The organism is Pseudomonas sp. S2_E01, from assembly GCF_054668365.1.
The window spans coordinates 4718815-4745172 of sequence record NZ_CP162762.1 but is presented as its reverse complement, the minus strand read 5'-3'; the positions used below and the strand labels follow the sequence as shown (position 1 = coordinate 4745172).

The window sequence follows — 26358 nt, the reverse complement described above, 5'->3', positions numbered from 1 at the left end:
GGCGCCGAAGCGCCAAACATAAGCAAATTATATGCCTGAAACAGCAGCGTTTGCCTAGAGCGCTGTAACAATAAAAAAGCCTTGATTTTTTATTGATACAAGCGCTCGGTAGATCAGCCAGGGACCTCGACGCTTAAAGGCGGAACTCGTGGCCCAGGTACACTTCCTTGACCAGGTCGTTGGCCAGGATGGTTTCAGCGTCACCTTCGGCAATCAGTTGGCCATCGTTGACGATGTAGGCGGTTTCGCAGATATCCAGGGTCTCACGGACGTTGTGGTCGGTGATCAGCACGCCAATGCCTTTGGCCTTGAGGTGATGGATGATCTGCTTGATGTCACCGACCGAGATCGGGTCCACGCCGGCGAAAGGTTCGTCGAGCAGGATGAATTTCGGGCTGGTCGCCAGGGCGCGAGCAATTTCCACGCGGCGGCGTTCACCACCGGACAGGCTCATACCGAGGTTGTCGCGGATGTGGCTGATGTGGAATTCCTGCAACAGGCTTTCCAATTCCTTGCGACGGCCGGCCTTGTCGAGTTCCTTGCGGGTCTCGAGGATCGCCATGATGTTGTCGGCGACCGAGAGCTTGCGAAAGATCGACGCTTCCTGCGGCAGATAGCCGATACCGGCTTTTGCGCGGCCGTGCATCGGCTGGTGGCTGACGTCGAGGTCATCGATCAGGACGCGGCCCTGATCGGCCTGGACCAGGCCAACGATCATGTAGAAGCAGGTGGTCTTGCCGGCGCCGTTAGGGCCAAGCAGGCCGACGATCTGACCGCTGTCGATGGACAGGCTGACGTCGCGCACGACCTGGCGGCTCTTGTAGCTCTTGGCCAGATGCTGAGCTTTCAGAGTTGCCATTTACGGGGCCTTTTGCTCTTCGGTTTTCTTTTTAGGCTGGATCACCATGTCGATACGCGGACGCGACTCTGTCACGTTGGTACCCGTGGCGCGGCCGGCACTGGCAAGTTTCTTGTTGGTGTCATAGACGATTTTCTCGCCCTGGGTCACGTTGCCGTCCTTGTCGATGACCTTGGCGCGGTCGATCAGCACGACGCGGTCCTGCGTGGCGTGGTACTGGATGGTCACGCCGTAGCCCTGCACCGGCTTGGTGTCGCCCGCCGTTTGCAGTTGCTCGAAGTAGGCGAGGTTGCCCACCGAGGTCACCACGTCGATGTCACCGTTGGGCGCCCGGGTCATGGTGACCTTGTTGCCGGTGACCTTCATCGAGCCCTGGGTGATGACCACGTCGCCCGTATAGGTGGCCACGCCGTTCTTGTCGTCCAGTTGGGCGTCGTCGGCCTGGATGCGGATAGGCTGCTGCTGATCGTTCGGCAGAGACCAGGCGCTCACGCTTCCCAGTGCTGCGCTCAGACCGAGCAAAATAGGGAGGGTTTTAACGAGCCTCATACTGTCCTCTTACGTTCGATAGCAGGTGAATCCTGCTGTCCTTCAGATACGCTTTCATTCCTACGCCAGTCGATACGCCGCCAGCGCCGTCGATTCTAACGGGTTGCTGGGTCTGCGCATATTGCTGCTGTGGGAACACTGTCATGCGGGTGGAAGTGATCAGGGTGTCGCGTTTCTTTTCGTCAGTGCGCTTGACGCGTACGTTGTCGATCAGTTCAACCTCGGTACCGCCTGGGTTCACTTCACCGCGATCGCTGGTCACGTGCCATGGAAAATCGGTGCCACGGTACATGTTCAGGTCCGGCTTGGTGACCAGTGTGACGTCGGTGGCTTTCACGTGCTCGGCCTTGTCGGACGTCATTTCGTACTGCACGCGCCCGTCTTCGAGGTATTGCAGGGTGTGCGTGTTGGTCGCATACCAGTCGATGGGACTGTCTTCGGATTTGGCCACCGGCTTGTCGAGGAAGCGTTCCGGGCTGATGTTCCAGTAGCCGACCGCAGCGAAGATGGCTGCGATGCAGGCGAATATCACTATGTTGCGAAATTTCTTGCTCAGCATAATTGGCTCACAGGTACGCGGCGTTAGCCGCATCGAGGCGGCCCTGGGCGCGCAGGATCAGTTCGCAGAACTCGCGAGCGGCACCGTGGCCACCACGGGCCAGGGTAACGCCGTGAGCGTGTTCACGGACAAAACTGGCGGCATTGGCCACCGCGATGCCCAGGCCGACGCGACGAATCACCGGCAGGTCCGGCAGGTCGTCGCCCAGGTAGGCGACTTGCTCGTAGCTCAGGTTGAGCTGGGCCAGCAGCCCGTCCAGCACGACCAGTTTGTCTTCGCGACCTTGATACACATGGGGAATGCCCAGGTTCATCGCCCGGCGCTCGACCACCGGGCTCTTGCGGCCGCTGATGATCGCCGTTTGCACGCCAGCGGCCATCAGCATCTTGATGCCCTGGCCGTCGAGTGTGCTGAACGACTTGAATTCGCCGCCATCTTCAAGGAAGTACAGGCGCCCATCGGTCAGGACGCCGTCGACATCGAATACCGCCAGTTTGATCTGTTTACCGCGTTGCAGCAGGTCCGCACTCATTACATTACTCCTGCGCGCAGCAAGTCGTGCATGTTCAGGGCGCCGACCGGACGATCGTCACCGTCAACCACGACCAGTGCGCTGATTTTGTTGTCTTCCATGATTTTCAAGGCTTCGGCCGCGAGCATTTCCGCGCGGGCGGTCTTGCCGTGGACGGTCATGATCGCATCGATGGCGGTGTGGTGAACGTCGATGGCGCGGTCCAGGGAGCGGCGCAAGTCGCCGTCAGTGAAAATCCCGGCCAGCTTGCCATCGGCCTCGAGGATGACTGTCATGCCCAGGCCCTTGCGAGTCATTTCCATCAAGGCGTCCTTGAGCAGCGTGCCCCGCTGGACCTTGGGCAGTTCCTCGCCCGCGTGCATGACATGTTCCACTTTAAGCAGCAGGCGTCGGCCCAGTGCGCCGCCCGGATGGGAGAACGCAAAATCTTCGGCGGTGAAGCCGCGGGCTTCGAGCAGTGCGACCGCCAGGGCATCGCCCATCACCAGCGCCGCGGTGGTCGAGGACGTCGGTGCCAGGTTCAGCGGGCAGGCTTCGTGTTCGACGTGCACGTTGAGATTGACTTCGGCGGCCTTGGCCAGCGGTGAAGCGGGATTGCCGGTCATGCTGATCAATTGGATGCCCAGGCGCTTGATCAATGGCAGCAGGGTGACGATTTCATTGGTGGAGCCGGAGTTCGACAGGGCCAGGATGATGTCGTCGCGGGTGATCATGCCCATGTCGCCGTGGCTGGCTTCGGCCGGGTGCACGAAGAAAGCCGTGGTGCCGGTGCTGGCCAGGGTGGCGGCGATCTTGTTGCCGATGTGCCCGGATTTGCCCATGCCGACCACGACCACGCGGCCTTTGCTGGCCAGAATCATCTCGCAAGCGCGTACGAAATCAGCGTCGATATGGGGTAGCAAGCCTTGCACGGCTTCCAGTTCGAGGCGGATGGTGCGTTGTGCTGATTGAATCAGGTCGCTGGATTGGCTCATGTCTGAAATCGTTTAGCCCGATGAAAAGGCGGCGATTATAGCGGTAATGATCAAAACCCTCACGCAAGTTCGTCACGCTTTGTCATTCCTTGTTACGCAATGCGTGTAATTGACGTCATTTATCCATCATCGATTAAACATGGCCGGCTTGACCCTTGGGCGCTCGACCTTTGCAGTGATATAGTTCGCCGCCAGTTCGGTCCGCCCGCACGTATGTGCTTTCGCCAGAAAGTCAGGCGTCCGAGGGAGAGGCTGCATCGCAAGGAGTTTAGATGAGTGCCGATAACGCCTACGCGGTCGAGCTGAAGGGAGTGACCTTCAAGCGCGGTGCGCGCAGCATTTTCAATAACGTCGATATCCGTATTCCGCGCGGCAAGGTCACCGGCATCATGGGGCCTTCCGGGTGTGGCAAGACCACGCTGTTGCGTTTGATGGGCGCCCAGTTGCGTCCGTCCAAGGGCGAAGTCTGGGTCAACGGTCAGAATCTGCCCAAGTTGTCGCGCAGTGATCTGTTCGATGCACGCAAGCACATGGGTGTGCTGTTTCAGAGTGGCGCGCTGTTCACCGATCTCGATGTGTTCGAGAACGTCGCTTTTCCGCTACGAGTTCATACCGAACTTCCCGAGGAAATGATCCGCGACATCGTGTTGCTCAAGTTGCAGGCCGTCGGCCTGCGTGGCGCCATCGACCTGATGCCCGAGGAGTTGTCCGGCGGCATGAAGCGTCGTGTCGCCCTGGCTCGGGCGATTGCCCTGGACCCGCAGATCCTCATGTATGACGAGCCCTTCGTTGGCCAGGACCCGATCGCCATGGGCGTACTGGTGCGTCTGATCCGTCTGCTCAACGATGCCCTGGGCATCACCAGCATCGTGGTTTCCCACGACCTGGCCGAGACCGCGAGCATCGCGGACTACATATATGTGGTCGGCGAGGGCAAGGTGCTGGGGCAGGGTACGCCGCAAGAGTTGATGAACTCCCAGGAACCGCGCATTCGCCAATTCATGACCGGGGAGCCCGACGGCCCGGTTGCATATCACTTTCCAGCGACGGACTACCGCGCAGATCTTCTGGGGAAGCGTTGATGCGCAAGACTTCACTGTTGGAACGCATACGCCGCTTCGGCCACGCCGGCATCGACGTGCTGGCCGCGTTCGGTCGTTCGACCATTTTCCTGTTCCACGCTCTGTTGGGGCGCGGCGGCATCGGCGGTGGTTTCGGGCTTCTGGTCAAGCAACTGCATTCGGTGGGCGTGATGTCCCTGGTGATCATTGTGGTCTCCGGGGTGTTCATCGGCATGGTGCTGGCGCTGCAAGGGTTCAATATCCTGTCCAGCTACGGCTCGGAGCAGGCGGTCGGGCAGATGGTCGCCCTGACGCTGCTGCGCGAACTGGGGCCGGTGGTCACCGCGTTGCTCTTCGCCGGACGTGCCGGTTCGGCCCTGACGGCGGAAATCGGCAACATGAAATCCACCGAGCAGTTGTCCAGCCTGGAAATGATCGGTGTCGACCCGCTCAAGTACATCATTGCCCCGCGCTTGTGGGCCGGTTTCATTTCCCTGCCTGTGCTGGCGATGATTTTCAGCGTGGTGGGGATCTGGGGTGGTTCGTGGGTAGCCGTCGACTGGCTGGGTGTGTATGAAGGGTCCTATTGGTCCAACATGCAAAACAGCGTGACGTTCACCGATGATGTGCTCAACGGCATTATCAAAAGTGTCGTCTTTGCCTTCGTCGTGACCTGGATTGCCGTATTCCAAGGCTATGACTGCGAGCCCACTTCCGAGGGGATCAGTCGTGCCACTACCAAGACCGTTGTGTATGCCTCGTTGGCTGTACTCGGCCTGGACTTTATTCTGACCGCCTTGATGTTTGGAGATTTCTGATGCAAAACCGCACCCTGGAAATCGGTGTCGGCCTTTTCCTGCTGGCTGGCATCCTGGCTTTGCTGCTGTTGGCACTGCGGGTCAGTGGCCTGTCCCCGAGCCCGAGCACCGAGACTTATAAACTTTACGCCTATTTCGACAATATCGCCGGTTTGACGGTCAGAGCTAAAGTGACCATGGCCGGTGTGACCATCGGCAAGGTCACGGCGATCGATCTGGACCGCGACAGTTTCACTGGGCGGGTGACGATGCAGCTGGAAAAGCGTGTGGATAATCTGCCGACTGATTCCACTGCATCTATTCTGACTGCTGGCCTGTTGGGCGAGAAATACATCGGCATCAGCGTGGGTGGCGAGGAGACTCTGCTCAAGGAGGGCGGCACCATTCATGACACCCAGTCGTCACTGGTGCTCGAGGACCTGATCGGTAAATTCCTGCTCAATACCGTTAGCAAAGACGCCAAATGAGGAGCTTTTGAATGATCTCTACCTTGCGACGTGGCCTGTTTGTACTGCTCGCGGCCGTGCCGTTGATGGCTAACGCCGTGGCGGCGCCTTCCGCGCATGATCTGGTCGAGGACACCACGAACCGGTTGCTGGCAGACCTGTCGGCCAATAAGGAACAGTACAAGCAGGACCCGAACGGCTTTTATAAGGCGCTGAACGAAATCGTCGGTCCGGTGGTGGATGCCGAGGGCATCTCCAAAAGCATCATGACGGTCAAGTACTCGCGCAAGGCCACGCCTGCGCAAATGAAGACCTTCGAAGAGAACTTCAAGCGGGGCCTGTTCCAGTTCTATGGCAATGCCCTGCTCGAGTACAACAACCAGGGCATCACCGTCGATCCGGCCAAGGATGAGTCGGGCGACCGTACCAGCGTCGGCATGACCGTCAAAGGCAACAATGGTGCGATCTACCCCGTGTCCTACACCCTGGAGAAGATCAACGGCGAGTGGAAGTTGCGTAACGTGATCATCAACGGCATCAACATCGGCAAGTTGTTCCGCGATCAGTTCGCCGACGCGATGCAGCGCAATGGCAACGACCTGGACAAGACCATCAACGGTTGGGCCGGTGAAGTCGCCAAAGCCAAGCAGGCCAGCGAGAAGTCGTCCCAATGAGTGTATCGGCCATTCGCATGAGCGAAGCCGGCGAGCTGATGCTCAGTGGCATGCTGGACTACATGACCGGCCCCGGCCTGCGCAAGCAGGGTCAGGCGCTGATCAAGGCGAGCAAGGCCGCTGCGCTGGTGGTGGATTGCTCGGCGGTGCTCAAGTCCAGCAGTGTTGGCTTATCGCTGTTACTGTGTTTCATGCGTGACGCACAGGAGGTCGGCAAGACGCTGACCATCCGTGCCATGCCTGAAGACATGCGCGAAATTGCCCAGGTCAGCGAGTTGACCGAGCTGTTGGCGCACCCCTAAACAGCATCGACAGGGAAGCCCCCCGTCAGAGTCCTGCTTCGCGGGGTTCGCAGGCGCGGGGCTTTTTTGTATGATGTCCGACCCGCGCGCACAGGGCGCCGATTGAGGTTGAGCATGCAGGCCGTAGAAGTTAAGAGCTTCCTTGAAGCAAAGCTGCCGAACACGCAAGTGGAAGTTGAAGGCGAAGGCTGCAATTTCCAGTTGAACGTGATCAGCGATGAACTGGCGGCATTGAGCCCGGTGAAGCGTCAGCAGCAGGTCTATGCCCATTTGAACCCATGGATCACCGATGGCAGCATCCATGCGGTCACTATGAAATTTTTCAGCAGCACGGCTTGGGCCGAGCGCACCTGAGCCCAAGGGCGTCGAGATTCTTATGGATAAATTGATTATTACCGGTGGCGCTCGTCTTGATGGCGAGATCCGCATCTCCGGGGCAAAGAACTCTGCCCTGCCGATCCTGGCGGCCACCTTGCTGTGCGATGGCCCGGTCACGGTTGCCAACCTGCCGCACCTGCACGACATCACCACCATGATCGAGCTGTTCGGCCGCATGGGCATTGAGCCGGTGATCGACGAGAAGCTGGCGGTCGAAATCGACCCGCGCACCATCAAGACCCTGATCGCGCCTTACGAACTGGTGAAAACCATGCGTGCGTCGATCCTGGTGCTGGGGCCGATGGTCGCCCGTTTCGGCGAAGCTGAAGTCGCGCTGCCTGGCGGTTGCGCCATCGGTTCGCGTCCGGTTGACCTGCACATCCGTGGCCTTGAAGCCATGGGCGCGGTGATCGACGTCGAAGGCGGCTACATCAAGGCCAAGGCGCCTGAGGGCGGCTTGCGCGGTGCGCACTTCTTCTTCGACACCGTCAGTGTGACCGGTACCGAAAACATCATGATGGCCGCTGCCCTGGCCAAGGGCCGCAGTGTTCTGGCCAACGCCGCGCGCGAGCCGGAAGTGGTCGACCTGGCGAACTTCCTGAACGCCATGGGTGCCAAGGTTTCCGGCGCTGGCACCGACACCATCACCATCGACGGTGTCGAGCGTCTGCACACCACCACCTTCAAGGTCATGCCTGACCGTATCGAAACCGGCACCTACCTGGTGGCCGCAGCTGTGACCGGCGGGCGTGTGAAGGTCAAGGACACCGATCCGACCATCCTCGAAGCCGTCCTCGAGAAGCTGCGTGAAGCCGGCGCCGAGGTCACCACCGGTGATGACTGGATCGAGCTGAACATGCACGGCAAGCGGCCGAAAGCCGTCAACGTGCGGACCGCCCCGTACCCGGCGTTCCCGACCGACATGCAGGCACAGTTCATTTCGCTCAACGCCATTGCCGAAGGTACGGGCGCGGTGATCGAGACGATCTTCGAAAACCGCTTCATGCACGTTTACGAACTGCACCGCATGGGCGCCAAGATCCAGGTCGAGGGCAACACCGCCATCGTCACCGGTACCGAAAAGCTCAAGGGCGCGCCAGTGATGGCCACCGACCTGCGTGCGTCGGCCAGCCTGGTGATTTCGGCCCTGATTGCCGAAGGCGATACCCTGATCGACCGCATCTACCACATAGATCGTGGTTACGAGTGCATCGAAGAGAAACTGCAGATGCTGGGCGCCAAGATCCGTCGCGTTCCGGGCTAGTTGCTGCTGCATGGGCATAAGGACATGCCCGTTGAATTGTTCCGAGTCGAGGGTGGTTGCACCCTCGATCTGTGTCCGGCGCCGTTTGTGACCGGGCATGAGTACCTTGATAAGGACTGACGTTTCCCATGTTGACCATCGCACTGTCCAAGGGCCGCATCCTTGACGACACCCTGCCGCTTCTCGCTGAAGCAGGCATCGTGCCGACCGAGAATCCGGACAAGAGCCGCAAGCTGATCATTCCCACGACCCAGGACGATGTCCGCCTGTTGATCGTGCGCGCCACCGACGTGCCGACTTATGTCGAACATGGTGCCGCTGATCTGGGCGTCGCCGGTAAAGATGTGCTGATGGAATATGGCGGCCAGGGCCTGTACGAACCGCTGGACCTGAAAATTGCCCGGTGCAAGCTGATGACCGCTGGCAAGGTCGGCGCCATCGAGCCCAAGGGCCGCCTGCGCATCGCCACCAAATTCGTTAACGTCGCCAAGCGCTACTACGCCGAACAGGGCCGCCAGGTCGACATCATCAAGCTGTACGGCTCGATGGAACTGGCACCGCTGATCGGCCTGGCCGACAAGATCATCGACGTGGTCGACACCGGCAACACGCTACGGGCCAACGGCCTGGAGCCACAGGATTTCATTGCCGACATCAGCTCCCGGCTGATCGTCAACAAGGCTTCGATGAAAATGCAGCACGCCCGTATCCAGGCGTTGATCGACACCCTGCGCAACGCAGTGGAGTCTCGACACCGCGGCTGATTCACCTGCGCGACGTTGAGTCGCGCCGTCTATCCGCCTCATAGCCAGAATTCTCAGGTGCCCAAGCGGATCGAATGTTAGCTTCGGGCGCCTGAGTTTTTTGCCAATCCTATGAGGCTCTCGCTATGACCGCACTGACTGCAATTCGCCGACTCAACGCTGCTGACCCGGATTTCGCGCATCATCTGGATCATCTGCTGAGCTGGGAAAGTGTGTCTGACGACTCGGTCAATCAGCGGGTGCTGGACATCATCAAGGCCGTGCGCGAGCGTGGCGACGCGGCGCTGGTGGATTACACCCGCCAGTTCGACGGGCTTGACGTTGCGTCCATGGCCGACCTGATCCTGCCGCGCGAGCGCCTGGAACTGGCGCTGACCCGGATCACCGTGCCCCAGCGTGAAGCGCTGGAAAAAGCCGCCGCCCGAGTGCGCAGCTACCACGAAAAGCAGAAACAGGACTCTTGGACCTACACCGAAGCCGACGGCACCGTCCTCGGCCAGAAGGTGACGCCGCTGGACCGCGCGGGCCTTTATGTGCCGGGCGGCAAGGCGTCGTACCCCTCGTCAGTGCTGATGAACGCCATTCCGGCCAAGGTCGCCGGTGTGACCGAAGTGGTCATGGTGGTGCCGACCCCGCGTGGTGAAATCAACGAGCTGGTGTTGGCGGCCGCCTGCATCGCCGGTGTCGACCGTGTGTTCACCATCGGGGGGGCCCAGGCTGTCGCCGCATTGGCCTACGGCACTGAAAGCGTACCGCAGGTAGACAAGGTGGTGGGCCCGGGCAACATCTATGTGGCCACCGCCAAGCGCCACGTGTTCGGCCAAGTCGGTATCGACATGATCGCAGGTCCCTCGGAAATTCTCGTGGTGTGCGACGGCAAGACCGACCCGGACTGGATCGCCATGGACCTGTTCTCCCAGGCCGAGCACGACGAAGACGCCCAGGCGATCCTGGTCAGCCCGGACGCCGAGTTCCTCGATCAGGTGGCTGCAAGTATTGCCAAGCTGCTCCCGACCATGGAACGCGCCACCATCATCGAAACCTCGATTAATGGCCGTGGCGCGTTGATTCAGGTGCGTGACATGGAGCAGGCCATCGAAGTCGCCAACCGTATCGCGCCGGAGCACCTGGAATTGTCGGTCGCCGACCCACAGGCCTGGCTGCCGCAGATCCGCCACGCTGGTGCGATCTTCATGGGCCGCCACACCTCCGAGGCGCTGGGCGACTATTGCGCAGGTCCCAACCACGTGTTGCCGACCTCCGGCACCGCACGGTTCTCCTCGCCGCTGGGTGTGTACGACTTCCAGAAACGCTCGTCGATCATCTACTGCTCCGAAAGCGGCGCCTCCGAGCTGGGCAAGACTGCCTCGGTGCTGGCCCGTGGCGAATCGCTGAGCGCCCACGCGCGCAGCGCCGAATACCGCATTCTCGATAAAGACTTCAAACCGGGGCAGGGGAACTGAACATGAGTAAATTCTGGAGCCCGTTCGTCAAGAACCTCGTGCCTTATGTGCCGGGCGAGCAGCCGAAACTGGCTAAACTGGTGAAGCTCAACACCAACGAAAACCCCTACGGTCCTTCGCCAAAAGCCTTGGCGGCGATGCAGACCGAGCTGAACGACAACCTGCGCCTGTACCCGGATCCGAACAGTGATCTGCTGAAAAACGCCGTGGCCAGCTACTACGGCGTGAAGACCAATCAGGTGTTCCTGGGCAACGGTTCGGATGAAGTCCTGGCGCATGTTTTCCACGGCTTGCTGCAACACGACAAGCCGCTGCTGTTTCCGGACATCAGCTACAGCTTCTATCCGGTGTACGCCGGGCTGTACGGCATCACCTTCGATGCCGTGCCGCTGGATGCGCAGTTTCAGATCAACCCGGCGGACTACGCCAAGCCGAATGGCGGGATCATCTTCCCCAACCCGAACGCGCCGACCGGTTGCCTGCTGGCGCTGGACGCGGTTGAGCAGATCCTCAAGGCCAGCCCGGATTCGGTGGTCGTGGTCGACGAGGCCTACATCGACTTCGGCGGCGAGACCGCGATCAGCCTGGTGGACCGCTACCCGAACCTGCTGGTGACCCAAACCCTGTCCAAGTCCCGTTCCCTGGCCGGCCTGCGGGTTGGCCTGGCGGTGGGGCATCCGGACCTGATCGAAGCGCTGGAGCGCATCAAGAACAGCTTCAACTCCTACCCGCTGGATCGCCTGGCCAATGTCGGCGCTGCTGCTGCCTTCGAAGATCGCGAGTACTTCGACAAGACCTGTCGCCAGGTGATCGAAAGTCGCGAATGGGTGACTGCGCAGTTGCAAGCCAAGGGTTTTGAGGTGCTGCCGTCGGCCGCCAACTTCATCTTCGCCCGTCACCCGCAACATGACGCGGCAGGCCTGGCGGCGAAGTTGCGCGAGCAGGGTGTGATCGTTCGGCACTTCAAGCAGGAGCGGATTGCGCAGTTCCTGCGGATCTCGATCGGCACGCCGGAGCAGAACCAGGCGTTGATCGAGGGGCTTGGAGATCTATAGAACGCTGGAAAACCCTGTAGGAGCGAGCTTGCTCGCGATAGCTATTTTCAATTCAACATGATTGTTGGAGTATTAATCGCATCGCGGGCAAGCCCGCTCCTACAGGGGTATCGCAGGCTGGTTTATTCGTGATGGGGTTCGCCCAGGAACGTCAGCGAACTGAACAAGCCTCGACTGCTGACATCGGCGCTGCCCTTAACCGGCACTTCCACCTGCGCCGCAATCACATTCAACCCTTCGTTACGCACCACCACCTGCGCGCGACCGTCCTTGTCGGTTTCGGTGCTCAAGGTGTTCGGCGCGTTGCGATAGTCGCCGATCAACTTCACCCCGGCGGCCGGTTGGCCATCTACCAGAACCCGGACCGGTAGCGGGTTGCCAGGCCCTACGGTCAGCGGATCGACCTCCGGCAAAATCAGCAGTTTGATCTGATCCAGTTTCGGCAACTTCGCGCCTGCCTGATAAATCGCCAGGCTGTACTTGAAGGTGTGCGTGGCCTCAATCGCACCCGGCACCTTGCTGCGTCCTTCGTTGATCCACTTTTTGTCCGCCGTCTGTGACCACATGCCGTTGTCCAGGGCGATCGCCATAACGGCCGGTGGTTTCAGCGGTTGCAGGCGTGCGTGATCGACCAGGCGCCGGACCGTCACCGGGATCATCTTGCCGCCGGCGTCATACGCCCAGGCGCCGCTGATTTTCTGCGCCTTGAAGGCGTTATCTCCGGCACCGTGGCCGTAGACCACTTCGATGTTGCCGCGACGTTGTTCAGTCCACAGGCCGTGGGCTGAAGCCTGGGTGGCGAAAAACAGGCCGAGCACGGCGATGGATTTGAGAGCAAGCATGGTGACGTCCTTTTACAGGTTGAGTGTGAGGCTGAGGGTGAAATTGCGCGGCTCGCCGGGGTTGACCCAGTAGTTGCTGTACGAGCGCTCGAAGTATTTCTCGTCGAAAAGGTTGTTCAGGTTCAGGCCGACGGTGACGTTGTCGCTGGCCTTGTAGTGCGCCAGCAGGTCGACGGTGTGATAGGCGGGCAGTTCGAAGTCACTGCCGGCCTCGCCCGAGCGATCCCCCACATAGGTGAACGCCACACCAACGTCCGAGCCGCGCAGGCGGCCGTCCTGGAATTCATAGACGCCCAACAGGCTGCCACTGCGTTTGGCCACGCCGAGGATGCGGCTGCCGGCGGGGATCACCGCGTCGCCTTGAGTGACTTGCGCGTCGATGTAAGCGAAGGCGCCGATGACACGGATGGCGTCGGTCACCTGCCCGCTCGCTTGCCAATCAAAACCCTGGCTGCGGGCCTTGCCCATGGCGCGGCTGGTGTCGGTGCCCGGGTCGAGGGCAAGGACGTTTTCCTTGTCGATGTGGAAGAAGGCGAGGGTGCTGCTCAGGCGGTCGTCGAACAGTTGATTCTTGATGCCGACTTCGTAGCCGACACCTTCCTCCGGGTCGAAGGATTTGCCATTGGCGTCCAGGCCATTGTTTGGTTTGAACGAGGTCGAGGCATTGGCGAACACGCCGGTTTGCGGGGTTAGCTGATAGAGCAAACCGGCGCGTTGGGTCAGGGCGTCATGGTGCTGGCGGCTGGTGGCCGCGCGGGTGTGGTCGTCGATGCGCTGGTCGAAATGCTCGAAGCGCGCGCCGAGCAGTCCGCGCAATTTGTCGGTGAAGATGATCTGGTCCTGCAGGTTCAGTGCATGACTTTTAACGTGTTCTAAAAAATCCGTCCCGGAACGCGCACCGTTGGGTTTCGGCTGTCCATGGATCGGATGATAGATGTCGATGGGGTAGGCCCCCCCAGCGATGGTGGTGACGCGTTCGTCCTTGCGGTAGTTCTCGTATTCGCTGCCGATCAACAGTTCGTGCTGCAAGTTGCCCAGCTCGAACAGGCCCCGCAGTTCGAGCTGGGTAATGCTGTCGTGCCATTTGTTGTCGCGCTCGCGGTAACGGCGATTGACCGTGTGGCCATCGGCGTTCAGTGCGCGTTGCTCGCTGGCGTTGCCCCAGAGTTTCCCTTCCTTGTAGTGGCTGGCCAGGCGCAGCTTCCAACGGTCGTTCAGGTGATGTTCGAGGGCGGCCTGAAGCATGGTGTTGTGGTTGTCGATGTCACCATCGTTGGGTTCGCCCAGGAAGGTCGAGCGCGAGACACCGTTCCAGCGATTGCCTGGCGCGACGATGCCACGGTCGAACGTCGAGCTGTGGCGCACGAATTCGCTTTCTACCAACAGGTTCGTGTCCGGGTTCAGTTGCCAACTGAAGGAGGGCGCGACAAACACTCGCTTGCTGGTGACGTGGTCGCGAAAGCTGTGGTTGTCTTCAACGGCAAGGTTGACCCGCGACAGCACGTTGCCCTGTTCGTCCAGCGGCGTGTTCACGTCCAGTGCGGTGCGATAGCGATCCCAACTGCCGGCGCTGGTTTGCAGGGTGGTGAAGGCTTCGGGCTGGGGCTTCTTGGTGACGATGTTCACCGTGCCGCCTGGATCGCCCCGGCCATACAGGCTGGCAGCCGGCCCCTTGAGCACTTCGATGCGCTCGATGTTGGCCACGTCCGGGGTGCTCGGGTAGCCGCGGTTGGCGCTGAAACCGTCCTTGTAAAACTCTGATGTCGTGAAGCCGCGCACGCTGTATTCGTACAGCGTCAACCCACCAAAATCGTTCTGCTTCGATACGCCACCCGCGAAATCCAGAGCGCGCTCGACGTTGCTGCTGCCCAGATCCTTGAGCACGCTTGCCGGCACCACGCTGATCGCCTGCGGGATGTCAGCGATTGCAGTGTCGGTTTTCGTGGCGCTGGACGAGCGTGTCGCACGATATCCCTTGACTGGCCCGGTGGGGGATTCGTAGTCGGACTTGATGCTGATGGCGTCGAGTTCCAGACGCAGGGGGTCTTCGGCGAAGGCAGGATCGGCCAGCAATCCAAGGGTCAGGCCCAGCAGCGAGGCCCTTTTTCGAGACGGCATGTTATGTTGTTCCAATTGCGAGAATTGAAACAATATAACATGTCTAATGAGAATGTATTCCAGTAGCGCAAGATTCCTGCGCCCGGTTTAGTTCTCTTCTTTTTCCTTCACCGGTGCCGGTGGTGGGCGCAAGCCGATTTCCGCCGTGAGCTTGAGCTCCTTGCCATTGCGCATGACCTGGATCGTCACCTTGTCGGTTGGCTTGATTCGCGCCACCTGGTTCATCGAACGACGGCCATCGCCCGCGGGCTCGCCATCGATGGTCAGGATCACGTCACCCAGTTGCAGGCCCGCTTTCTGTGCCGGGCCATCGCGGAAAATCCCCGCGACCACAATGCCCGGACGTCCCGACAGGCCAAACGACTCCGCCAACTCCTGAGTCAGCGGCTGCACCTCGATCCCGAGCCAGCCACGGATCACCTGGCCGTGCTCGATGATCGACTTCATCACTTCCATCGCCAGTTTCACTGGGATCGCAAAGCCGATGCCTTGCGAGCCGCCGGACTTGGAGAAGATCGCGGTGTTGATGCCGGTCAGGTTGCCATTGGCGTCTACCAGTGCGCCGCCGGAGTTGCCCGGGTTGATCGCCGCATCGGTCTGGATGAAGTCTTCGTAATTGTTCAGGCCCAGCTGATTGCGGCCGGTGGCGCTGATGATGCCCATGGTCACGGTCTGGCCAACGCCGAACGGGTTGCCGATGGCTAGCGCGACGTCACCGATGCGAATGTTGTCGGAACGGCCGACGGTGATCGAAGGCAGGTTCTTCAAATCGATCTTGAGAACCGCGAGGTCGGTTTCCGGGTCGCTGCCGATGACGCGGGCCAGGGTTTCACGGCCATCCTTTAGGGCGACAACAATCTGGTCCGCGCCGCTGGTCACATGGTTGTTGGTCAGCAGATAGCCTTCCGGGCTCATGATCACGCCGGAGCCGAGGCTCGATTCCATACGCTTCTGCTTGGGTGAGTTGTCACCAAAAAAACGACGGAACTGCGGATCTTCGAACAACGGATGGTTTGGCCGGCTGACCACCTTGGTGGTGTACAGATTGACCACCGAGGGCGCCGCGATGGTCACCGCATCGGCGTAGGACACCGGGCCTTGTTGCACTGTGGTGGTTTGCGGGGCTTGCTGCAGGTTGACGTCCAGACTCGGAAGGCCGACCCACTCCGGGTAACGCTGGATAATCAACAGAGCGATAAGCACGCCGGCCAACAGCGGCCAGCCGGAAAAACGCAGCGCCTTGAGCATTAAGCACGTCCTGAGAGGTTGCAGGCAGCATGAGACCGCCGATAATGTCGCGCATTATACGAGGCCGCGCGCGCCTCTGAACGGGATATTTAGGAGTCTTTTATGGCCGTCGCCCTGAGCACACTTGTAGAAGAAGCCGACCGTTACCTGAACAGCGCCAGGATCGCCGATTATTGCCCCAATGGCTTGCAGGTCGAAGGTCGCCCGCAGGTCATGCGTATCGTCAGTGGCGTCACCGCCAGCCAGGCGTTGCTGGACGCCGCCGTCGAAGCGCAGGCCGACCTGGTGCTGGTGCACCACGGGTATTTCTGGAAGGGTGAGAATCCGTGCATCACCGGCATGAAGCAGCGTCGGTTGAAAACCCTGCTCAAGCACGACATCAGCCTTCTGTCCTATCACCTGCCCCTGGACCTGCATCCGGAAGTCGGCAACAACGTGCAGTTGGCGCGGCAGCTGGACATCACCGTCGAAGGTCCGCTCGATCCGGACAACCTGAAAGTGGTGGGGCTGGTCGGCTCGCTCAATGAGCCCATGACGGCCAGGGATTTTGCCCGCCGCGTTCAGGAAGTCATGGGGCGCGAACCGTTGCTGATCGAAGGCAGCGAGATGATTCGCCGGGTGGGTTGGTGCACCGGCGGCGGTCAGGGCTACATCGATCAGGCGGTGCTGGCCGGTGTCGACCTGTACCTCAGTGGCGAGGCCTCGGAACAGACCTTCCACAGCGCCCGGGAGAACGGCATCAGCTTCATTGCCGCCGGCCACCACGCTACCGAGCGCTACGGCGTGCAAGCGCTGGGCGACTACCTGGCCCGACGCTTCGCCCTGGAGCACATCTTCATCGATTGCCCGAATCCGATCTGACCCTGCTCGCCCCCACAGAAGATCAGGAAGGCAATGATCCCCTGTAGGAGCGAGCTTGCTCGCGATGGCGGTGTGTCAGACGCTGATGAGGCTGGATGTGCCGGCCCCATCGCGAGCATGCTCGCTCCTACAGGAGTCGGTCCTTACTGCCCAAACGCAGGGGTATATTCATATACCCTTTCGATCTAGCGGGCGCCCTGATTAGAAGAGGTCGGTGTGCTAGGATTCCTCGCTCGAACACGGCCCGCTGGCCGTTCATAAAAGTTTTCGTGAGTAGCCATGGTCGACAAACTGACGCATCTGAAACAGCTGGAGGCGGAAAGCATCCACATCATCCGCGAGGTGGCCGCCGAGTTCGACAACCCGGTGATGCTGTACTCCATCGGCAAAGACTCCGCCGTGATGCTGCACCTGGCACGCAAGGCATTTTTCCCCGGCAAGCTGCCGTTCCCGGTGATGCACGTCGACACTCGCTGGAAATTCCAGGAGATGTACGCCTTCCGCGACAAAATGGTTGCGGACCTGGGCCTGGACCTGATCACCCACATCAACCCGGACGGCGTGGCGCAGAACATCAACCCGTTCACCCACGGCAGCGCCAAGCACACCGACATCATGAAGACCGAAGGCCTTAAACAGGCTTTGGACAAGCACGGTTTCGACGCCGCTTTCGGTGGTGCGCGCCGCGATGAAGAGAAGTCCCGCGCCAAGGAACGTGTCTACTCGTTCCGCGACAGCAAGCATCGCTGGGACCCGAAAAACCAGCGCCCGGAACTGTGGAACGTCTACAACGGCAAGGTCAACAAGGGCGAATCCATTCGTGTGTTCCCGTTGTCGAACTGGACCGAGCTGGACATCTGGCAGTACATCTACCTCGAAGGGATCCCGATCGTGCCGCTTTACTTCGCCGCCGAGCGTGAAGTCATCGAGAAGAACGGCACCCTGATCATGATCGACGACGAGCGCATCCTCGAGCACCTGAGCGATGAAGACAAAGCACGCATCGTCAAAAAGAAAGTGCGATTCCGTACCCTTGGCTGCTACCCGTTGACGGGCGCGGTGGAGTCCGAGGCCGAAAGCCTGACGGACATCATTCAGGAAATGCTCCTGACGCGAACTTCCGAGCGCCAGGGCCGTGTCATCGACCATGATGGCGCAGGCTCGATGGAAGACAAAAAACGTCAAGGGTACTTTTAAGCTTCGAGTTACAAGCGGCAAGCTGCAAGTTAAAGGCGGTATGCGTAACTTCGCGGTTTGGTGCTTGCAGCCGGTTGTTGCGAGCCGCGATTGAGTGACTCGTAATGGACTTCGAGAAGTTGGTTGTTTGGCAGAGAAGCAAGTGTCTGGCAGTGGGGATCTACCGAGAGTTTGCCCAATGCGGGGATTTTGGTTTCAAGGACCAGATCACCCGCTCAGCACTTTCGGTACCCTCCAACATTGCTGAGGGGATGGAGCGTCGCAGCGCCAAAGAAAAGGTACGTTTTCTTTGGATCGCGAAGGCTTCTTGTGGAGAGTTACGAACCCAGATTCTCATCGGCAGCGACATTGCTTACATCGCCCATCCGCTGGCTGAAAACTGGATTACAGAAACCCGTGAGCTCTCAAAGATGCTCTGCGGCTTGATCAACAAAATTTCTGACTAGCTGTACGCCGACAAGCTTGCCGCTTGAAGCTTACAGCTTGGAGCTTGAACCCGATGAGCCATCAATCTGATTTGATCAGCGAGGACATCCTCGCCTACCTGGGCCAGCACGAACGTAAAGAGCTGCTGCGCTTTTTGACCTGCGGTAACGTCGATGACGGCAAGAGCACCCTGATCGGGCGCCTGCTGCATGACTCCAAGATGATCTACGAAGATCACCTGGAAGCGATCACCCGCGACTCGAAAAAAGTCGGCACCACCGGCGAAGACATCGACCTGGCGTTGCTGGTTGACGGTTTGCAGGCCGAGCGTGAGCAGGGCATCACGATCGATGTTGCCTACCGCTACTTCTCCACGGCCAAGCGCAAGTTCATCATTGCCGACACCCCGGGCCATGAGCAGTACACCCGCAACATGGCCACCGGTGCATCCACCTGTGACCTGGCGATCATCCTGGTTGACGCCCGCTACGGCGTGCAGACCCAGACGCGCCGACACAGCTTCATCGCCTCCTTGTTGGGCATCAAGCACATCGTCGTGGCCATCAACAAGATGGACCTCAAAGGGTTCGACCAGGACGTGTTCGAGGCGATCAAGGCCGATTACCTGAAGTTCGCCGAAGGCCTGAAACTGCAACCGACCAGCCTGCACTTCGTGCCGATGTCGGCCCTCAAGGGCGACAACGTGGTGAACAAGTCCGAGCGCTCGCCGTGGTACACCGGTCAGTCGCTGATGGAAATTCTCGAGACTGTGGAAGTAGCGGGCGATCGCAACTTCACCGACCTGCGTTTCCCGGTGCAGTACGTCAACCGTCCGAACCTGAACTTCCGTGGATTTGCCGGCACCCTGGCCAGCGGCATCGTCAAGAAAGGCGACGAAGTGGTGGTGCTGCCATCAGGCAAGAGCAGTCGCGTGAAATCCATCGTCACCTTTGAGGGTGAGCTGGAGCATGCAGGCCCGGGCCAGGCGGTTACGCTGACCATGGAAGATGAAATCGACATCTCCCGGGGCGACCTGTTGGTGCACGCCGACAACGTTCCGCCAGTGACCGACAGCTTCGAAGCGATGCTGGTGTGGATGGCTGAAGAGCCGATGCTGCCGGGCAAGAAATACGACATCAAGCGTGCCACCAGTTACGTGCCGGGCTCCATCGCCAGCATCGTCAACAAGGTCGACGTCAACACCCTGGAAGAAGGCCCGGCCAGCGCGCTGCAACTGAACGAAATCGGCAAGGTCAAGATCGCGCTCGACGCGCCGATTGCCCTCGACGGTTACGACAGCAACCGCACCACCGGCGCGTTTATCATCATCGATCGCTTGACCAACGGCACCGTTGGCGCGGGCATGATTGTCGCGCAGCCTTTGGCGCATGGCACCAGCACCCACCACGGCAAACTGGCTCACGTGGCTACCGAAGAACGTGCCCGGCGCTTCGGCCAGCAGCCCGCTACCGTGCTGTTCAGCGGCCTGTCGGGCGCCGGCAAGAGCACCCTGGCCTACGCGGTTGAGCGCAAGCTGTTCGACCTCGGTCGTGCGGTGTTCGTGCTCGATGGCCAGAACCTGCGTCATGACCTGAACAAAGGGCTGCCGCAGGATCGCGCCGGACGTACCGAGAACTGGCGCCGTGCCGCGCATGTAGCGCGTCAGTTCAACGAAGCCGGCCTGTTGACCCTGGCGGCGTTTGTCGCACCAAGTGCCGAAGGTCGCGAACAGGCCAAGGACCTGATCGGCAAGGAGCGCCTGCTGACGGTCTACGTCCAGGCCTCACCAGCCGTGTGCGCAGAGCGTGACCCGCAAGGCCTGTACGCGGCAGCCGGGGATAACATTCCGGGCGAGTCCTTCCCGTACGACGTGCCGCTGGATGCTGATCTCGTGATCGACACCCAGTCCGTGTCGCTGGAAGAGAGCGTCAAACAAGTGCTGGATCTGCTGCGCAAGCGTGGGGCGATCTAGGGCAGGGGCAGCGGCAAGCTTTCAGCTTCAAGCTGCAAGGAAAAGCCCGCGGACAGGTAACTGTCTGCGGGCTTTTTTGTTTCTGGTCGGGCCTCATCGCGACGGTGCGACGATTCGACAAGCCCGCTCCCACAGGGTATAGCGGTGTACACAAAACCTGTAGGAGCGGGCTTGCCCGCGATGGCGCCAGACCAGACAACCCATTACTGGGCTGGATACTCCCGATGCATCTGTTCCAGCAACGCATCCTTGTCCTGCCACAACTGGTTGATCCAGCCCTGGAATTGCAGACGGTACTCGCCGTCCTGGTCGTAGTTCTTGCCGATGAACTGCGGTGGAATGTTCAGCTCATGGAAGTGCACCACCACGTCCTTCACATTGCCACTGAGCAGGTCCCAGAACCCCGGACGCCCTCCCGGATAGTGGATGGTCACGTTAACGATCGATTCCAGTTGTTCGCCCATGGCATCCAGCACGAACGCAATGCCACCGGCCTTGGGTTTGAGCAGGTATTTGAAGGGCGACTGCTGCTGGGCGTGCTTGCCTTCGGTGAAGCGTGTGCCCTCGACGAAGTTGAAAATCCCCACTGGGTTGTTGCGAAACTTCGCGCACGTTTTGCGGGTGGTTTCCAGGTCCTTGCCTTTCTTTTCCGGGTGCTTTTCCAGGTAAGCCTTGGAGTAGCGTTTCATGAACGGAAAGCCCAGCGTCCACCACGCCAGGCCAATGACCGGCACCCAGATCAATTCCTGCTTGAGAAAGAACTTCAGCGGTTGGATACGCCGGTTGAGCACGTATTGCAGGACCAGGATGTCGACCCAGCTCTGGTGGTTGCTGGTGATCAGGTATGAATGCTGGTAGTCGAGACCCTGCAGGCCGCTGACGTGCCAGCGGGTTCGACGGACCAGATTCATCCAGCCCTTGTTCAGGCTGATCCAGGCTTCGTGGGTGTGGCTCATCAGCCAACCGGCCAGGCGCTGGGTAAAGGCAAATGGCAAGACTTTGATCAATGCCACGCAGAACAGAAACGAGCAGAGCGCAATCGTGTTCAAAGCCAACAACAAACAAGCAATCACACCGCGTATCGGTGCAGGGAGAAAGTCCAGCATTTAAACATCCAGAGGTCGGTTGGCGGCTTGGATCGCCGTCAGGGCGATGGTGTACACGATGTCGTCAACCTGCGCACCGCGCGGCAGGTCGTTCACCGGTTTGCGCAGGCCTTGCAGCATCGGCCCGAGGCTGACGCAGTCGGCGCTGCGTTGCACCGCCTTGTGCGTGGTGTTGCCGGTATTGAGGTCGGGGAACACGAACACCGTGGCACGACCGGCCACCTGGCTGTTCGGCGCCAGTTGCCGGGCCACGGTCTCGTTGGCGGCGGCGTCGTATTGCAACGGGCCGTCGATCAGCAGCGAATGCTGTTGCTCGTGGGCGAGCAGGGTCGCCTCGCGCACTTTCTCCACCTCTTCGCCGGTGGCCGATTCGCCGCTGGAGTAGCTGATCATCGCCACGCGTGGGGTAATACCGAAGGCGGCTGCCGAGTCCGCGCTTTGCAGGGCAATTTCGGCCAACTCGCTGGCGCTCGGGTGCGGGTTCATCACGCAGTCGCCATAGACCAGCACTTCTTCGGGGAACAGCATGAAGAACACCGACGACACCAGGGTGCAGCCCGGCGCAGTCTTGATCAGTTGCAGGGCCGGGCGGATGGTATTGGCGGTGGAGTGTATGACCCCGGACACCAACCCATCGACTTCATCGAGCGCAAGCATCATGGTGCCGATCACCACCGGATCTTCCAGTTGCTGTTCGGCCATCGGGGCGTTGAGGCTTTTGCTCTTGCGCAGGGACACCATCGGTTCGACGTAGCGATCGCGGATCAGGTCCGGGTCGAGAATCTCCAGTCCCGGCGGCAGCTCGATGCCCTGCGCGCGAGCCACGGCTTCGACATCCGCAGGTTTGGCCAGCAACACGCAGCGAGCGATTCCACGCGCCTGACAGATCGCCGCGGCCTGCACGGTCAGCGGTTCGCTGCCTTCGGGCAGCACGATGCGCTTGTTGGCGCCCTGGGCGCGTTGGATCAGTTGATAACGGAACACGGCCGGCGACAGGCGCATTTCCCGTGGCGTGCCGCACCGCTGGTGCAGCCAGTTGGCGTCGAGATGGCCAGCGACGAAATCGGTGATGATTTCCGCACGTTCGCGGTCGTCGATCGGGATTTCCTTGTTGAGGCCGTTCAACAGGTTGGCTGTGTCGTAGGAACCGGTGCTGACCGACAGTACGGGCAGGCCGGCCTGCAAGGCACCGCGACACAGCTCCATGATGCGCGGGTCGGGCAGGGTGTCGCTGGTCAGGAGCAGGCCCGCCAACGGCACGCCGTTAATGGCAGCGAGGCTGACGGCAAGGATGATGTCGTCGCGATCTCCGGGCGTCACCACCAACACGCCGGGCTTGAGCAGCTCCACGGTGTTGCGCATGGTGCGTGCGCAGATGATGATTTTGGTCATCCGCCGGGTTTCGTAATCGCCAGCATTGAGAATCTGCGCGCCCATCAGGTCGGCGACGTCGCGGGTGCGCGGCGCATTCAGTTCCGGCTGGTACGGGATGCAGCCAAGCAGGCGGAAATCACCGCTGCGCAGCAACGGCGAATGTTCCCTCAGGCGCGAGGCGAAGGCCTCCATGCTCTCATCGGTCTTGACCTTGTTGAGGATTACGCCGAGGACTTTCGGATCCTTCGGGCCGCCGAACAACTGCGCCTGCAATTCCACGCGGCCCGAGAGCTCGGTCAGCACTTCGTTTTCCGGTGCCGAGACCAGGATCACTTCGGCGTCGAGGCTCTTGGCCAGGTGCAGGTTGACCCGCGCAGCGTAGCTGGCGCTGCGGGTCGGCACCATGCCTTCGACGATCAGCACGTCCTTGCCGATGGCTGCCTGCTGGTACAGCGTGATGATTTCCTCGAGCAACTCATCGAGCTGCCCGTCGCCCAGCATGCGCTCGACATGGGCCAGGCCCAGGGGTTGCGGCGGTTTCAAACCGTGGGTGCGTGCCACCAGCTCGGTGGAGCGCTCAGGCCCGGTATCCCCCGGATGGGGTTGGGCGATCGGTTTGAAAAAGCCGACCTTGAGGCCGGCGCGCTCAAGGGTACGAACCAGCCCGAGGCTGATGGAGGTCAGGCCCACGCCAAAGTCGGTGGGCGCAATAAAAAAAGTTTGCATGCGAGTTCTCTAAGGGTGCATGGCAAAGGTGAGCGTCTATCGCTGACGATCGACCGGGATTCAGTCGCCAAGGTTATCGCTAACCGAGCCTTGAGCGCACCAACCGCATTCAAAGCGCTGGCCGATTTTTTCCGCCCGCTGCGCAGGGTCCAGCACCCAGGCCCGCGATTGCCACGGCGGCTGGTGGCGCAGGTGCTGCGTATGGCCGCAGGACAGGTCGGCCACACATTGTCCGTCTTCATCCTGATGAAAACCTGTGATCGTGGAGCCGTCTGTTGCGTTCCGTTTGTCCGGGTTGTGTTCGCTTTCGGACGATGGCTTCGCTAGACTTGGCCCTTCTATATTCTTCTGCAAAAGGTCTCGCCCCATGCTGATCGCCGCCAATAAGGCTGTCTCCATCGACTATACCCTGACCAACGACGCTGGTGAGGTCATCGACAGCTCCGCCGGCGGCGCACCGCTGGTTTACCTGCAAGGCGCAGGCAATATCATCCCTGGCCTGGAAAAAGCCCTGGAAGGCAAAGGCGTTGGCGAAGAGCTGACCGTAGCCGTTGAACCTGAAGATGCCTACGGCGAATACGCTGCCGAACTGGTCAGCACCCTGAGCCGCAGCATGTTCGAAGGCGTCGACGAGCTGGAAGTGGGCATGCAGTTCCACGCTTCCGCTCCGGATGGCCAGATGCAGATCGTCACCATCCGTGACCTGGACGGCGACGACGTTACCGTTGACGGCAACCACCCGCTGGCCGGTCAGCGCCTGAACTTCCAGGTCAAGATCGTTGCCATCCGTGACGCCAGCCAGGAAGAAATCGCTCATGGCCACGTCCATGGCGAAGGTGGCCATCACCACTGATTTTCTGCGCTAAGCTCAGAGAACTGGAGAGGCGCCCGAAGGGCGCCTTTTTAGTCCGCGGCTGTTCTTGGTGACATCGCCAAGAGGCTGTTTCGAGAAAAACACGGGAATCTGGAGTACGTCATGAGTGCTTTTCACGACCTGAAATTGACAGCCCTGAATGGTCAGGAACTTCCGCTGGCGCCTTTCAAGGGCAACGTCGTGCTGGTGGTCAACGTAGCCTCCAAATGTGGCTTGACCCCGCAATACGCCGCGCTGGAAAACCTCTATCAGCAATACAAGGGCAAGGGCTTCACCGTGCTGGGCTTGCCGTGCAACCAGTTTGCCGGGCAGGAGCCGGGCAGCGAACAGGAAATCCAGGATTTCTGCAGCCTCAACTACGGCGTGACTTTTCCGTTGTCCAGCAAGCTGGAAGTCAACGGCCATGAACGTCACCAGTTGTATCGCCTGCTGGCCGGCGAAGGCGCCGAGTTTCCCGGTGACATCACCTGGAACTTCGAAAAATTCCTGCTGGGCAAGGACGGCCGCGTCCTCGCACGTTTTTCGCCACGTACCGCGCCGGACGATCCTGCGGTCATCCAGGCTATCGAAAAAGCGCTGGGCTGAGCTGAACCTCTATCCCCTGTAGGAGCGAGCATGCTCGCTCCTACAGGTTTCGTGAATCCTCACAAGTTTTAACCCTTAATCACGCAAATCAATAATCCTTCCCAGCGCTCGCAAGCCTCCATATTATACTCGTCATAAAGTCTATCCTCGTGGAGCGCACCGATGCCCGTTCAAGCCCTGTTCAAACCGTTCCACCTTGGCACCCTCGAACTGCCGACTCGCGTGGTCATGGCGCCAATGACACGTTCGTTCTCGCCCGGTGGCGTGCCAAATTCCAAGGTCATCGAGTACTACCGTCGTCGCGCTGCGGCCGGCGTTGGCCTGATCATCACCGAGGGCACCACCGTCGGACACAAGGCGTCCAACGGATACCCGAACGTGCCGCATTTCTACGGTGAAGACGCCTTGGCCGGCTGGAAGAAAGTGGTCGACGCCGTGCATGCCGAGGGCGGCAAGATCGTTCCGCAACTGTGGCACGTCGGCAGTGTACGTCGCATCGGCACCGAACCGGATGCGAGCGTGCCGGGTTACGGCCCGTCGGAAAAATTGAAGGACGGCCAGGTCGTGGTTCACGGCATGAGCAAGCAGGATATCCAGGACGTGATCGCCGCGTTCGCCCAGGCCGCCAAGGATGCCAAGAGCATCGGCATGGACGGCGTGGAAATCCACGGTGCCCACGGTTACCTGGTCGACCAGTTTTTCTGGGAAGGCAGCAACCAGCGCACCGACGAATACGGTGGCAGCCTGGCCAACCGTTCGCGTTTTGCCATCGAGTTGATTCAAGCGGTGCGCGCAGCGGTGGGTGAAGGTTTCCCGATCATCTTCCGTTTTTCCCAGTGGAAACAGCAGGATTACACCGCGCGTCTGGTGCAAACCTCGCAGGCACTGGGCGAATTCCTCAAGCCGCTATCCGACGTTGGCGTGGACATTTTCCACTGCTCGACCCGCCGTTTCTGGGAGCCTGAGTTCGACGGTTCCGAGCTGAACCTGGCCGGCTGGACGCGCAAACTCACCGGCAAGCCGACCATCACCGTGGGCAGCGTCGGCCTGGATGGCGAGTTCCTGCAATTCATGGTCAATACCGACAAGATTGCCCAGCCGGCCAGCCTTGAGAAACTGCTGGAACGGCTGAACAATGACGAGTTCGATCTCGTGGCAGTTGGGCGTGCCCTGCTGGTGGACCCGGACTGGGCGCAGAAAGTGCGTGACGGGCGCGAGGAAGATATCTTGCCGTTCAGCCGTGAGGCGTTGATGACGCTGGTTTAAGCGGCGCCTGTCAGGGCCGCCATCGCGGGCAAGCCCGCTCCTACAAGGATCTCATCAACCCTTGT

At 60.3% G+C, this 26358-nt stretch carries 28 protein-coding genes; 17 read left to right on the top strand and 11 right to left on the bottom strand.

Going from position 1 to position 26358, the window contains the following annotated elements; genetic code table 11:
• Positions 1-133: 133 nt before the first annotated feature.
• Genes lptB through AB4O36_RS22085 form a run of 5 tightly spaced genes read right to left on the bottom strand, consistent with a single transcriptional unit; the run spans position 134 to position 3473 of the window.
• The gene (gene lptB / locus AB4O36_RS22105; RefSeq protein ID WP_460118103.1) at positions 134-859 is read right to left on the bottom strand and encodes an LPS export ABC transporter ATP-binding protein; all 726 of its coding nucleotides are present in this window, start codon (positions 857-859) and stop codon (positions 134-136) included.
• On the bottom strand, positions 860-1408 hold the full coding sequence (gene lptA / locus AB4O36_RS22100) for a lipopolysaccharide transport periplasmic protein LptA (protein WP_460118101.1): 549 nt from the start codon (positions 1406-1408) through the stop codon (positions 860-862).
• The gene (gene lptC / locus AB4O36_RS22095; RefSeq protein ID WP_460118099.1) at positions 1395-1967 is read right to left on the bottom strand and encodes an LPS export ABC transporter periplasmic protein LptC; all 573 of its coding nucleotides are present in this window, start codon (positions 1965-1967) and stop codon (positions 1395-1397) included. The genes lptA and lptC overlap by 14 nt, the downstream gene beginning before the upstream one ends.
• Before the next feature lie 7 nt (positions 1968-1974).
• Positions 1975-2499 carry a KdsC family phosphatase gene (locus tag AB4O36_RS22090; protein ID WP_460118097.1) on the bottom strand — a complete coding sequence of 175 codons (525 nt, stop codon included), beginning with the start codon at positions 2497-2499 and terminating at the stop codon, positions 1975-1977.
• Positions 2499-3473 carry a KpsF/GutQ family sugar-phosphate isomerase gene (locus tag AB4O36_RS22085; protein ID WP_460118095.1) on the bottom strand — a complete coding sequence of 325 codons (975 nt, stop codon included), beginning with the start codon at positions 3471-3473 and terminating at the stop codon, positions 2499-2501. The genes AB4O36_RS22090 and AB4O36_RS22085 overlap by 1 nt, the downstream gene beginning before the upstream one ends.
• A 272-nt stretch (positions 3474-3745) precedes the next feature.
• On the opposite strand from AB4O36_RS22085, the gene AB4O36_RS22080 reads away from it, so the two are divergent.
• From AB4O36_RS22080 to hisC, 10 genes are all read left to right on the top strand, one after another.
• Positions 3746-4555, top strand: coding sequence for an ATP-binding cassette domain-containing protein (locus AB4O36_RS22080; protein WP_460118093.1), 810 nt, complete (start codon positions 3746-3748; stop codon positions 4553-4555).
• On the top strand, positions 4555-5352 hold the full coding sequence (gene mlaE, locus AB4O36_RS22075) for a lipid asymmetry maintenance ABC transporter permease subunit MlaE (RefSeq protein WP_460118091.1): 798 nt from the start codon (positions 4555-4557) through the stop codon (positions 5350-5352). The genes AB4O36_RS22080 and mlaE overlap by 1 nt, the downstream gene beginning before the upstream one ends.
• Positions 5352-5819 (top strand): outer membrane lipid asymmetry maintenance protein MlaD, encoded by a 468-nt coding sequence (gene mlaD, locus AB4O36_RS22070; RefSeq protein ID WP_460118089.1) that lies wholly within the window; start codon positions 5352-5354, stop codon positions 5817-5819. The genes mlaE and mlaD overlap by 1 nt, the downstream gene beginning before the upstream one ends.
• Before the next feature lie 11 nt (positions 5820-5830).
• Positions 5831-6472: an MlaC/ttg2D family ABC transporter substrate-binding protein gene (locus AB4O36_RS22065; RefSeq protein ID WP_460118087.1), complete on the top strand. Its 642-nt coding sequence runs from the start codon at positions 5831-5833 to the stop codon at positions 6470-6472.
• Entirely contained in the window at positions 6469-6774 is a 306-nt protein-coding gene (locus AB4O36_RS22060; RefSeq protein WP_460118085.1) for an STAS domain-containing protein, read from the top strand. The genes AB4O36_RS22065 and AB4O36_RS22060 overlap by 4 nt, the downstream gene beginning before the upstream one ends.
• Positions 6775-6888: 114 nt before the next feature.
• Positions 6889-7128 (top strand): BolA family protein, encoded by a 240-nt coding sequence (locus AB4O36_RS22055; RefSeq protein WP_460118082.1) that lies wholly within the window; start codon positions 6889-6891, stop codon positions 7126-7128.
• Positions 7129-7150: 22 nt separating this feature from the next.
• Entirely contained in the window at positions 7151-8416 is a 1266-nt protein-coding gene (gene murA / locus AB4O36_RS22050) for a UDP-N-acetylglucosamine 1-carboxyvinyltransferase (protein ID WP_460118079.1), read from the top strand.
• Positions 8417-8544: 128 nt separating this feature from the next.
• Positions 8545-9180 carry an ATP phosphoribosyltransferase gene (gene hisG / locus AB4O36_RS22045; RefSeq protein WP_460140273.1) on the top strand — a complete coding sequence of 212 codons (636 nt, stop codon included), beginning with the start codon at positions 8545-8547 and terminating at the stop codon, positions 9178-9180.
• 125 nt (positions 9181-9305) lie between these two features.
• Positions 9306-10643 carry a histidinol dehydrogenase gene (gene hisD / locus AB4O36_RS22040; protein ID WP_460118073.1) on the top strand — a complete coding sequence of 446 codons (1338 nt, stop codon included), beginning with the start codon at positions 9306-9308 and terminating at the stop codon, positions 10641-10643.
• Positions 10644-10645: 2 nt separating this feature from the next.
• Entirely contained in the window at positions 10646-11698 is a 1053-nt protein-coding gene (hisC, locus tag AB4O36_RS22035) for a histidinol-phosphate transaminase (protein ID WP_460140272.1), read from the top strand.
• 122 nt (positions 11699-11820) lie between these two features.
• Here hisC and AB4O36_RS22030 read toward each other — a convergent pair whose 3' ends face one another.
• From AB4O36_RS22030 to algW, 3 genes are all read right to left on the bottom strand, one after another.
• On the bottom strand, positions 11821-12540 hold the full coding sequence (locus AB4O36_RS22030; protein WP_460140271.1) for a DUF4198 domain-containing protein: 720 nt from the start codon (positions 12538-12540) through the stop codon (positions 11821-11823).
• A 12-nt stretch (positions 12541-12552) separates the two neighbouring features.
• Positions 12553-14658 carry a TonB-dependent siderophore receptor gene (locus tag AB4O36_RS22025; RefSeq protein ID WP_460140270.1) on the bottom strand — a complete coding sequence of 702 codons (2106 nt, stop codon included), beginning with the start codon at positions 14656-14658 and terminating at the stop codon, positions 12553-12555.
• A gap of 87 nt (positions 14659-14745) precedes the next feature.
• The gene (gene algW / locus AB4O36_RS22020) at positions 14746-15906 is read right to left on the bottom strand and encodes a Do family serine endopeptidase AlgW (protein ID WP_460118061.1); all 1161 of its coding nucleotides are present in this window, start codon (positions 15904-15906) and stop codon (positions 14746-14748) included.
• Between the two features lie 102 nt (positions 15907-16008).
• On the opposite strand from algW, the gene AB4O36_RS22015 reads away from it, so the two are divergent.
• From AB4O36_RS22015 to cysN, 4 genes are all read left to right on the top strand, one after another.
• Positions 16009-16767: a Nif3-like dinuclear metal center hexameric protein gene (locus AB4O36_RS22015; RefSeq protein ID WP_460118058.1), complete on the top strand. Its 759-nt coding sequence runs from the start codon at positions 16009-16011 to the stop codon at positions 16765-16767.
• A 279-nt stretch (positions 16768-17046) separates the two neighbouring features.
• Positions 17047-17964, top strand: a complete 918-nt coding sequence (cysD, locus tag AB4O36_RS22010; RefSeq protein ID WP_093226702.1) for a sulfate adenylyltransferase subunit CysD — start codon at positions 17047-17049, stop codon at positions 17962-17964.
• 104 nt (positions 17965-18068) lie between these two features.
• Positions 18069-18410 carry a four helix bundle protein gene (locus AB4O36_RS22005; protein ID WP_460118055.1) on the top strand — a complete coding sequence of 114 codons (342 nt, stop codon included), beginning with the start codon at positions 18069-18071 and terminating at the stop codon, positions 18408-18410.
• Positions 18411-18463: 53 nt separating this feature from the next.
• Positions 18464-20362 carry a sulfate adenylyltransferase subunit CysN gene (gene cysN / locus AB4O36_RS22000; RefSeq protein ID WP_460140269.1) on the top strand — a complete coding sequence of 633 codons (1899 nt, stop codon included), beginning with the start codon at positions 18464-18466 and terminating at the stop codon, positions 20360-20362.
• A gap of 203 nt (positions 20363-20565) precedes the next feature.
• On the opposite strand, the gene AB4O36_RS21995 is transcribed toward cysN, so the two are convergent.
• From AB4O36_RS21995 to AB4O36_RS21985, 3 genes are read right to left on the bottom strand one after another with little or no spacing between them, the layout of a single operon-like run.
• Positions 20566-21468: an acyltransferase gene (locus AB4O36_RS21995; RefSeq protein ID WP_460140268.1), complete on the bottom strand. Its 903-nt coding sequence runs from the start codon at positions 21466-21468 to the stop codon at positions 20566-20568.
• Entirely contained in the window at positions 21469-23568 is a 2100-nt protein-coding gene (gene pta, locus AB4O36_RS21990) for a phosphate acetyltransferase (RefSeq protein WP_460118046.1), read from the bottom strand.
• Positions 23569-23628: 60 nt separating this feature from the next.
• On the bottom strand, positions 23629-23967 hold the full coding sequence (locus AB4O36_RS21985) for a DUF3565 domain-containing protein (protein WP_460140267.1): 339 nt from the start codon (positions 23965-23967) through the stop codon (positions 23629-23631).
• On the opposite strand from AB4O36_RS21985, the gene AB4O36_RS21980 reads away from it, so the two are divergent.
• From AB4O36_RS21980 to AB4O36_RS21970, 3 genes are all read left to right on the top strand, one after another.
• Entirely contained in the window at positions 23936-24421 is a 486-nt protein-coding gene (locus AB4O36_RS21980; protein ID WP_192309741.1) for an FKBP-type peptidyl-prolyl cis-trans isomerase, read from the top strand. The genes AB4O36_RS21985 and AB4O36_RS21980 overlap by 32 nt on opposite strands.
• A 123-nt stretch (positions 24422-24544) precedes the next feature.
• Positions 24545-25027 carry a glutathione peroxidase gene (locus tag AB4O36_RS21975; protein ID WP_460118038.1) on the top strand — a complete coding sequence of 161 codons (483 nt, stop codon included), beginning with the start codon at positions 24545-24547 and terminating at the stop codon, positions 25025-25027.
• A gap of 162 nt (positions 25028-25189) precedes the next feature.
• The gene (locus AB4O36_RS21970; RefSeq protein WP_460118035.1) at positions 25190-26293 is read left to right on the top strand and encodes an NADH:flavin oxidoreductase; all 1104 of its coding nucleotides are present in this window, start codon (positions 25190-25192) and stop codon (positions 26291-26293) included.
• The last annotated feature ends 65 nt before the right edge of the window (positions 26294-26358 follow it).

Bases quoted from the DNA above. Each gene is read 5' to 3' on its own strand.
- AB4O36_RS22055 (WP_460118082.1), top strand. From the start codon at position 6,889: ATGCAGGCCGTAGAAGTTAAGAGCTTCCTTGAAGCAAAGCTGCCGAAC.
- AB4O36_RS22090 (WP_460118097.1), bottom strand. From the start codon at position 2,499: ATGAGTGCGGACCTGCTGCAACGCGGTAAACAGATCAAACTGGCGGTA.
- hisC (WP_460140272.1), top strand. From the start codon at position 10,646: ATGAGTAAATTCTGGAGCCCGTTCGTCAAGAACCTCGTGCCTTATGTG.
- cysN (WP_460140269.1), top strand. From the start codon at position 18,464: ATGAGCCATCAATCTGATTTGATCAGCGAGGACATCCTCGCCTACCTG.
- mlaD (WP_460118089.1), top strand. From the start codon at position 5,352: ATGCAAAACCGCACCCTGGAAATCGGTGTCGGCCTTTTCCTGCTGGCT.
- AB4O36_RS22060 (WP_460118085.1), top strand. From the start codon at position 6,469: ATGAGTGTATCGGCCATTCGCATGAGCGAAGCCGGCGAGCTGATGCTC.
- AB4O36_RS21975 (WP_460118038.1), top strand. From the start codon at position 24,545: ATGAGTGCTTTTCACGACCTGAAATTGACAGCCCTGAATGGTCAGGAA.
- AB4O36_RS22025 (WP_460140270.1), bottom strand. From the start codon at position 14,658: ATGCCGTCTCGAAAAAGGGCCTCGCTGCTGGGCCTGACCCTTGGATTG.
- hisG (WP_460140273.1), top strand. From the start codon at position 8,545: ATGTTGACCATCGCACTGTCCAAGGGCCGCATCCTTGACGACACCCTG.
- AB4O36_RS22065 (WP_460118087.1), top strand. From the start codon at position 5,831: ATGATCTCTACCTTGCGACGTGGCCTGTTTGTACTGCTCGCGGCCGTG.
- hisD (WP_460118073.1), top strand. From the start codon at position 9,306: ATGACCGCACTGACTGCAATTCGCCGACTCAACGCTGCTGACCCGGAT.
- algW (WP_460118061.1), bottom strand. From the start codon at position 15,906: ATGCTCAAGGCGCTGCGTTTTTCCGGCTGGCCGCTGTTGGCCGGCGTG.
- lptA (WP_460118101.1), bottom strand. From the start codon at position 1,408: ATGAGGCTCGTTAAAACCCTCCCTATTTTGCTCGGTCTGAGCGCAGCA.
- lptC (WP_460118099.1), bottom strand. From the start codon at position 1,967: ATGCTGAGCAAGAAATTTCGCAACATAGTGATATTCGCCTGCATCGCA.
- murA (WP_460118079.1), top strand. From the start codon at position 7,151: ATGGATAAATTGATTATTACCGGTGGCGCTCGTCTTGATGGCGAGATC.
- AB4O36_RS21985 (WP_460140267.1), bottom strand. From the start codon at position 23,967: ATGGAGACAGCCTTATTGGCGGCGATCAGCATGGGGCGAGACCTTTTG.
- AB4O36_RS22005 (WP_460118055.1), top strand. From the start codon at position 18,069: ATGGACTTCGAGAAGTTGGTTGTTTGGCAGAGAAGCAAGTGTCTGGCA.
- cysD (WP_093226702.1), top strand. From the start codon at position 17,047: ATGGTCGACAAACTGACGCATCTGAAACAGCTGGAGGCGGAAAGCATC.
- AB4O36_RS22080 (WP_460118093.1), top strand. From the start codon at position 3,746: ATGAGTGCCGATAACGCCTACGCGGTCGAGCTGAAGGGAGTGACCTTC.
- AB4O36_RS22015 (WP_460118058.1), top strand. From the start codon at position 16,009: ATGGCCGTCGCCCTGAGCACACTTGTAGAAGAAGCCGACCGTTACCTG.
- AB4O36_RS22030 (WP_460140271.1), bottom strand. From the start codon at position 12,540: ATGCTTGCTCTCAAATCCATCGCCGTGCTCGGCCTGTTTTTCGCCACC.
- AB4O36_RS21980 (WP_192309741.1), top strand. From the start codon at position 23,936: ATGCTGATCGCCGCCAATAAGGCTGTCTCCATCGACTATACCCTGACC.
- mlaE (WP_460118091.1), top strand. From the start codon at position 4,555: ATGCGCAAGACTTCACTGTTGGAACGCATACGCCGCTTCGGCCACGCC.
- lptB (WP_460118103.1), bottom strand. From the start codon at position 859: ATGGCAACTCTGAAAGCTCAGCATCTGGCCAAGAGCTACAAGAGCCGC.
- AB4O36_RS21995 (WP_460140268.1), bottom strand. From the start codon at position 21,468: ATGCTGGACTTTCTCCCTGCACCGATACGCGGTGTGATTGCTTGTTTG.
- AB4O36_RS21970 (WP_460118035.1), top strand. From the start codon at position 25,190: ATGCCCGTTCAAGCCCTGTTCAAACCGTTCCACCTTGGCACCCTCGAA.
- pta (WP_460118046.1), bottom strand. From the start codon at position 23,568: ATGCAAACTTTTTTTATTGCGCCCACCGACTTTGGCGTGGGCCTGACC.
- AB4O36_RS22085 (WP_460118095.1), bottom strand. From the start codon at position 3,473: ATGAGCCAATCCAGCGACCTGATTCAATCAGCACAACGCACCATCCGC.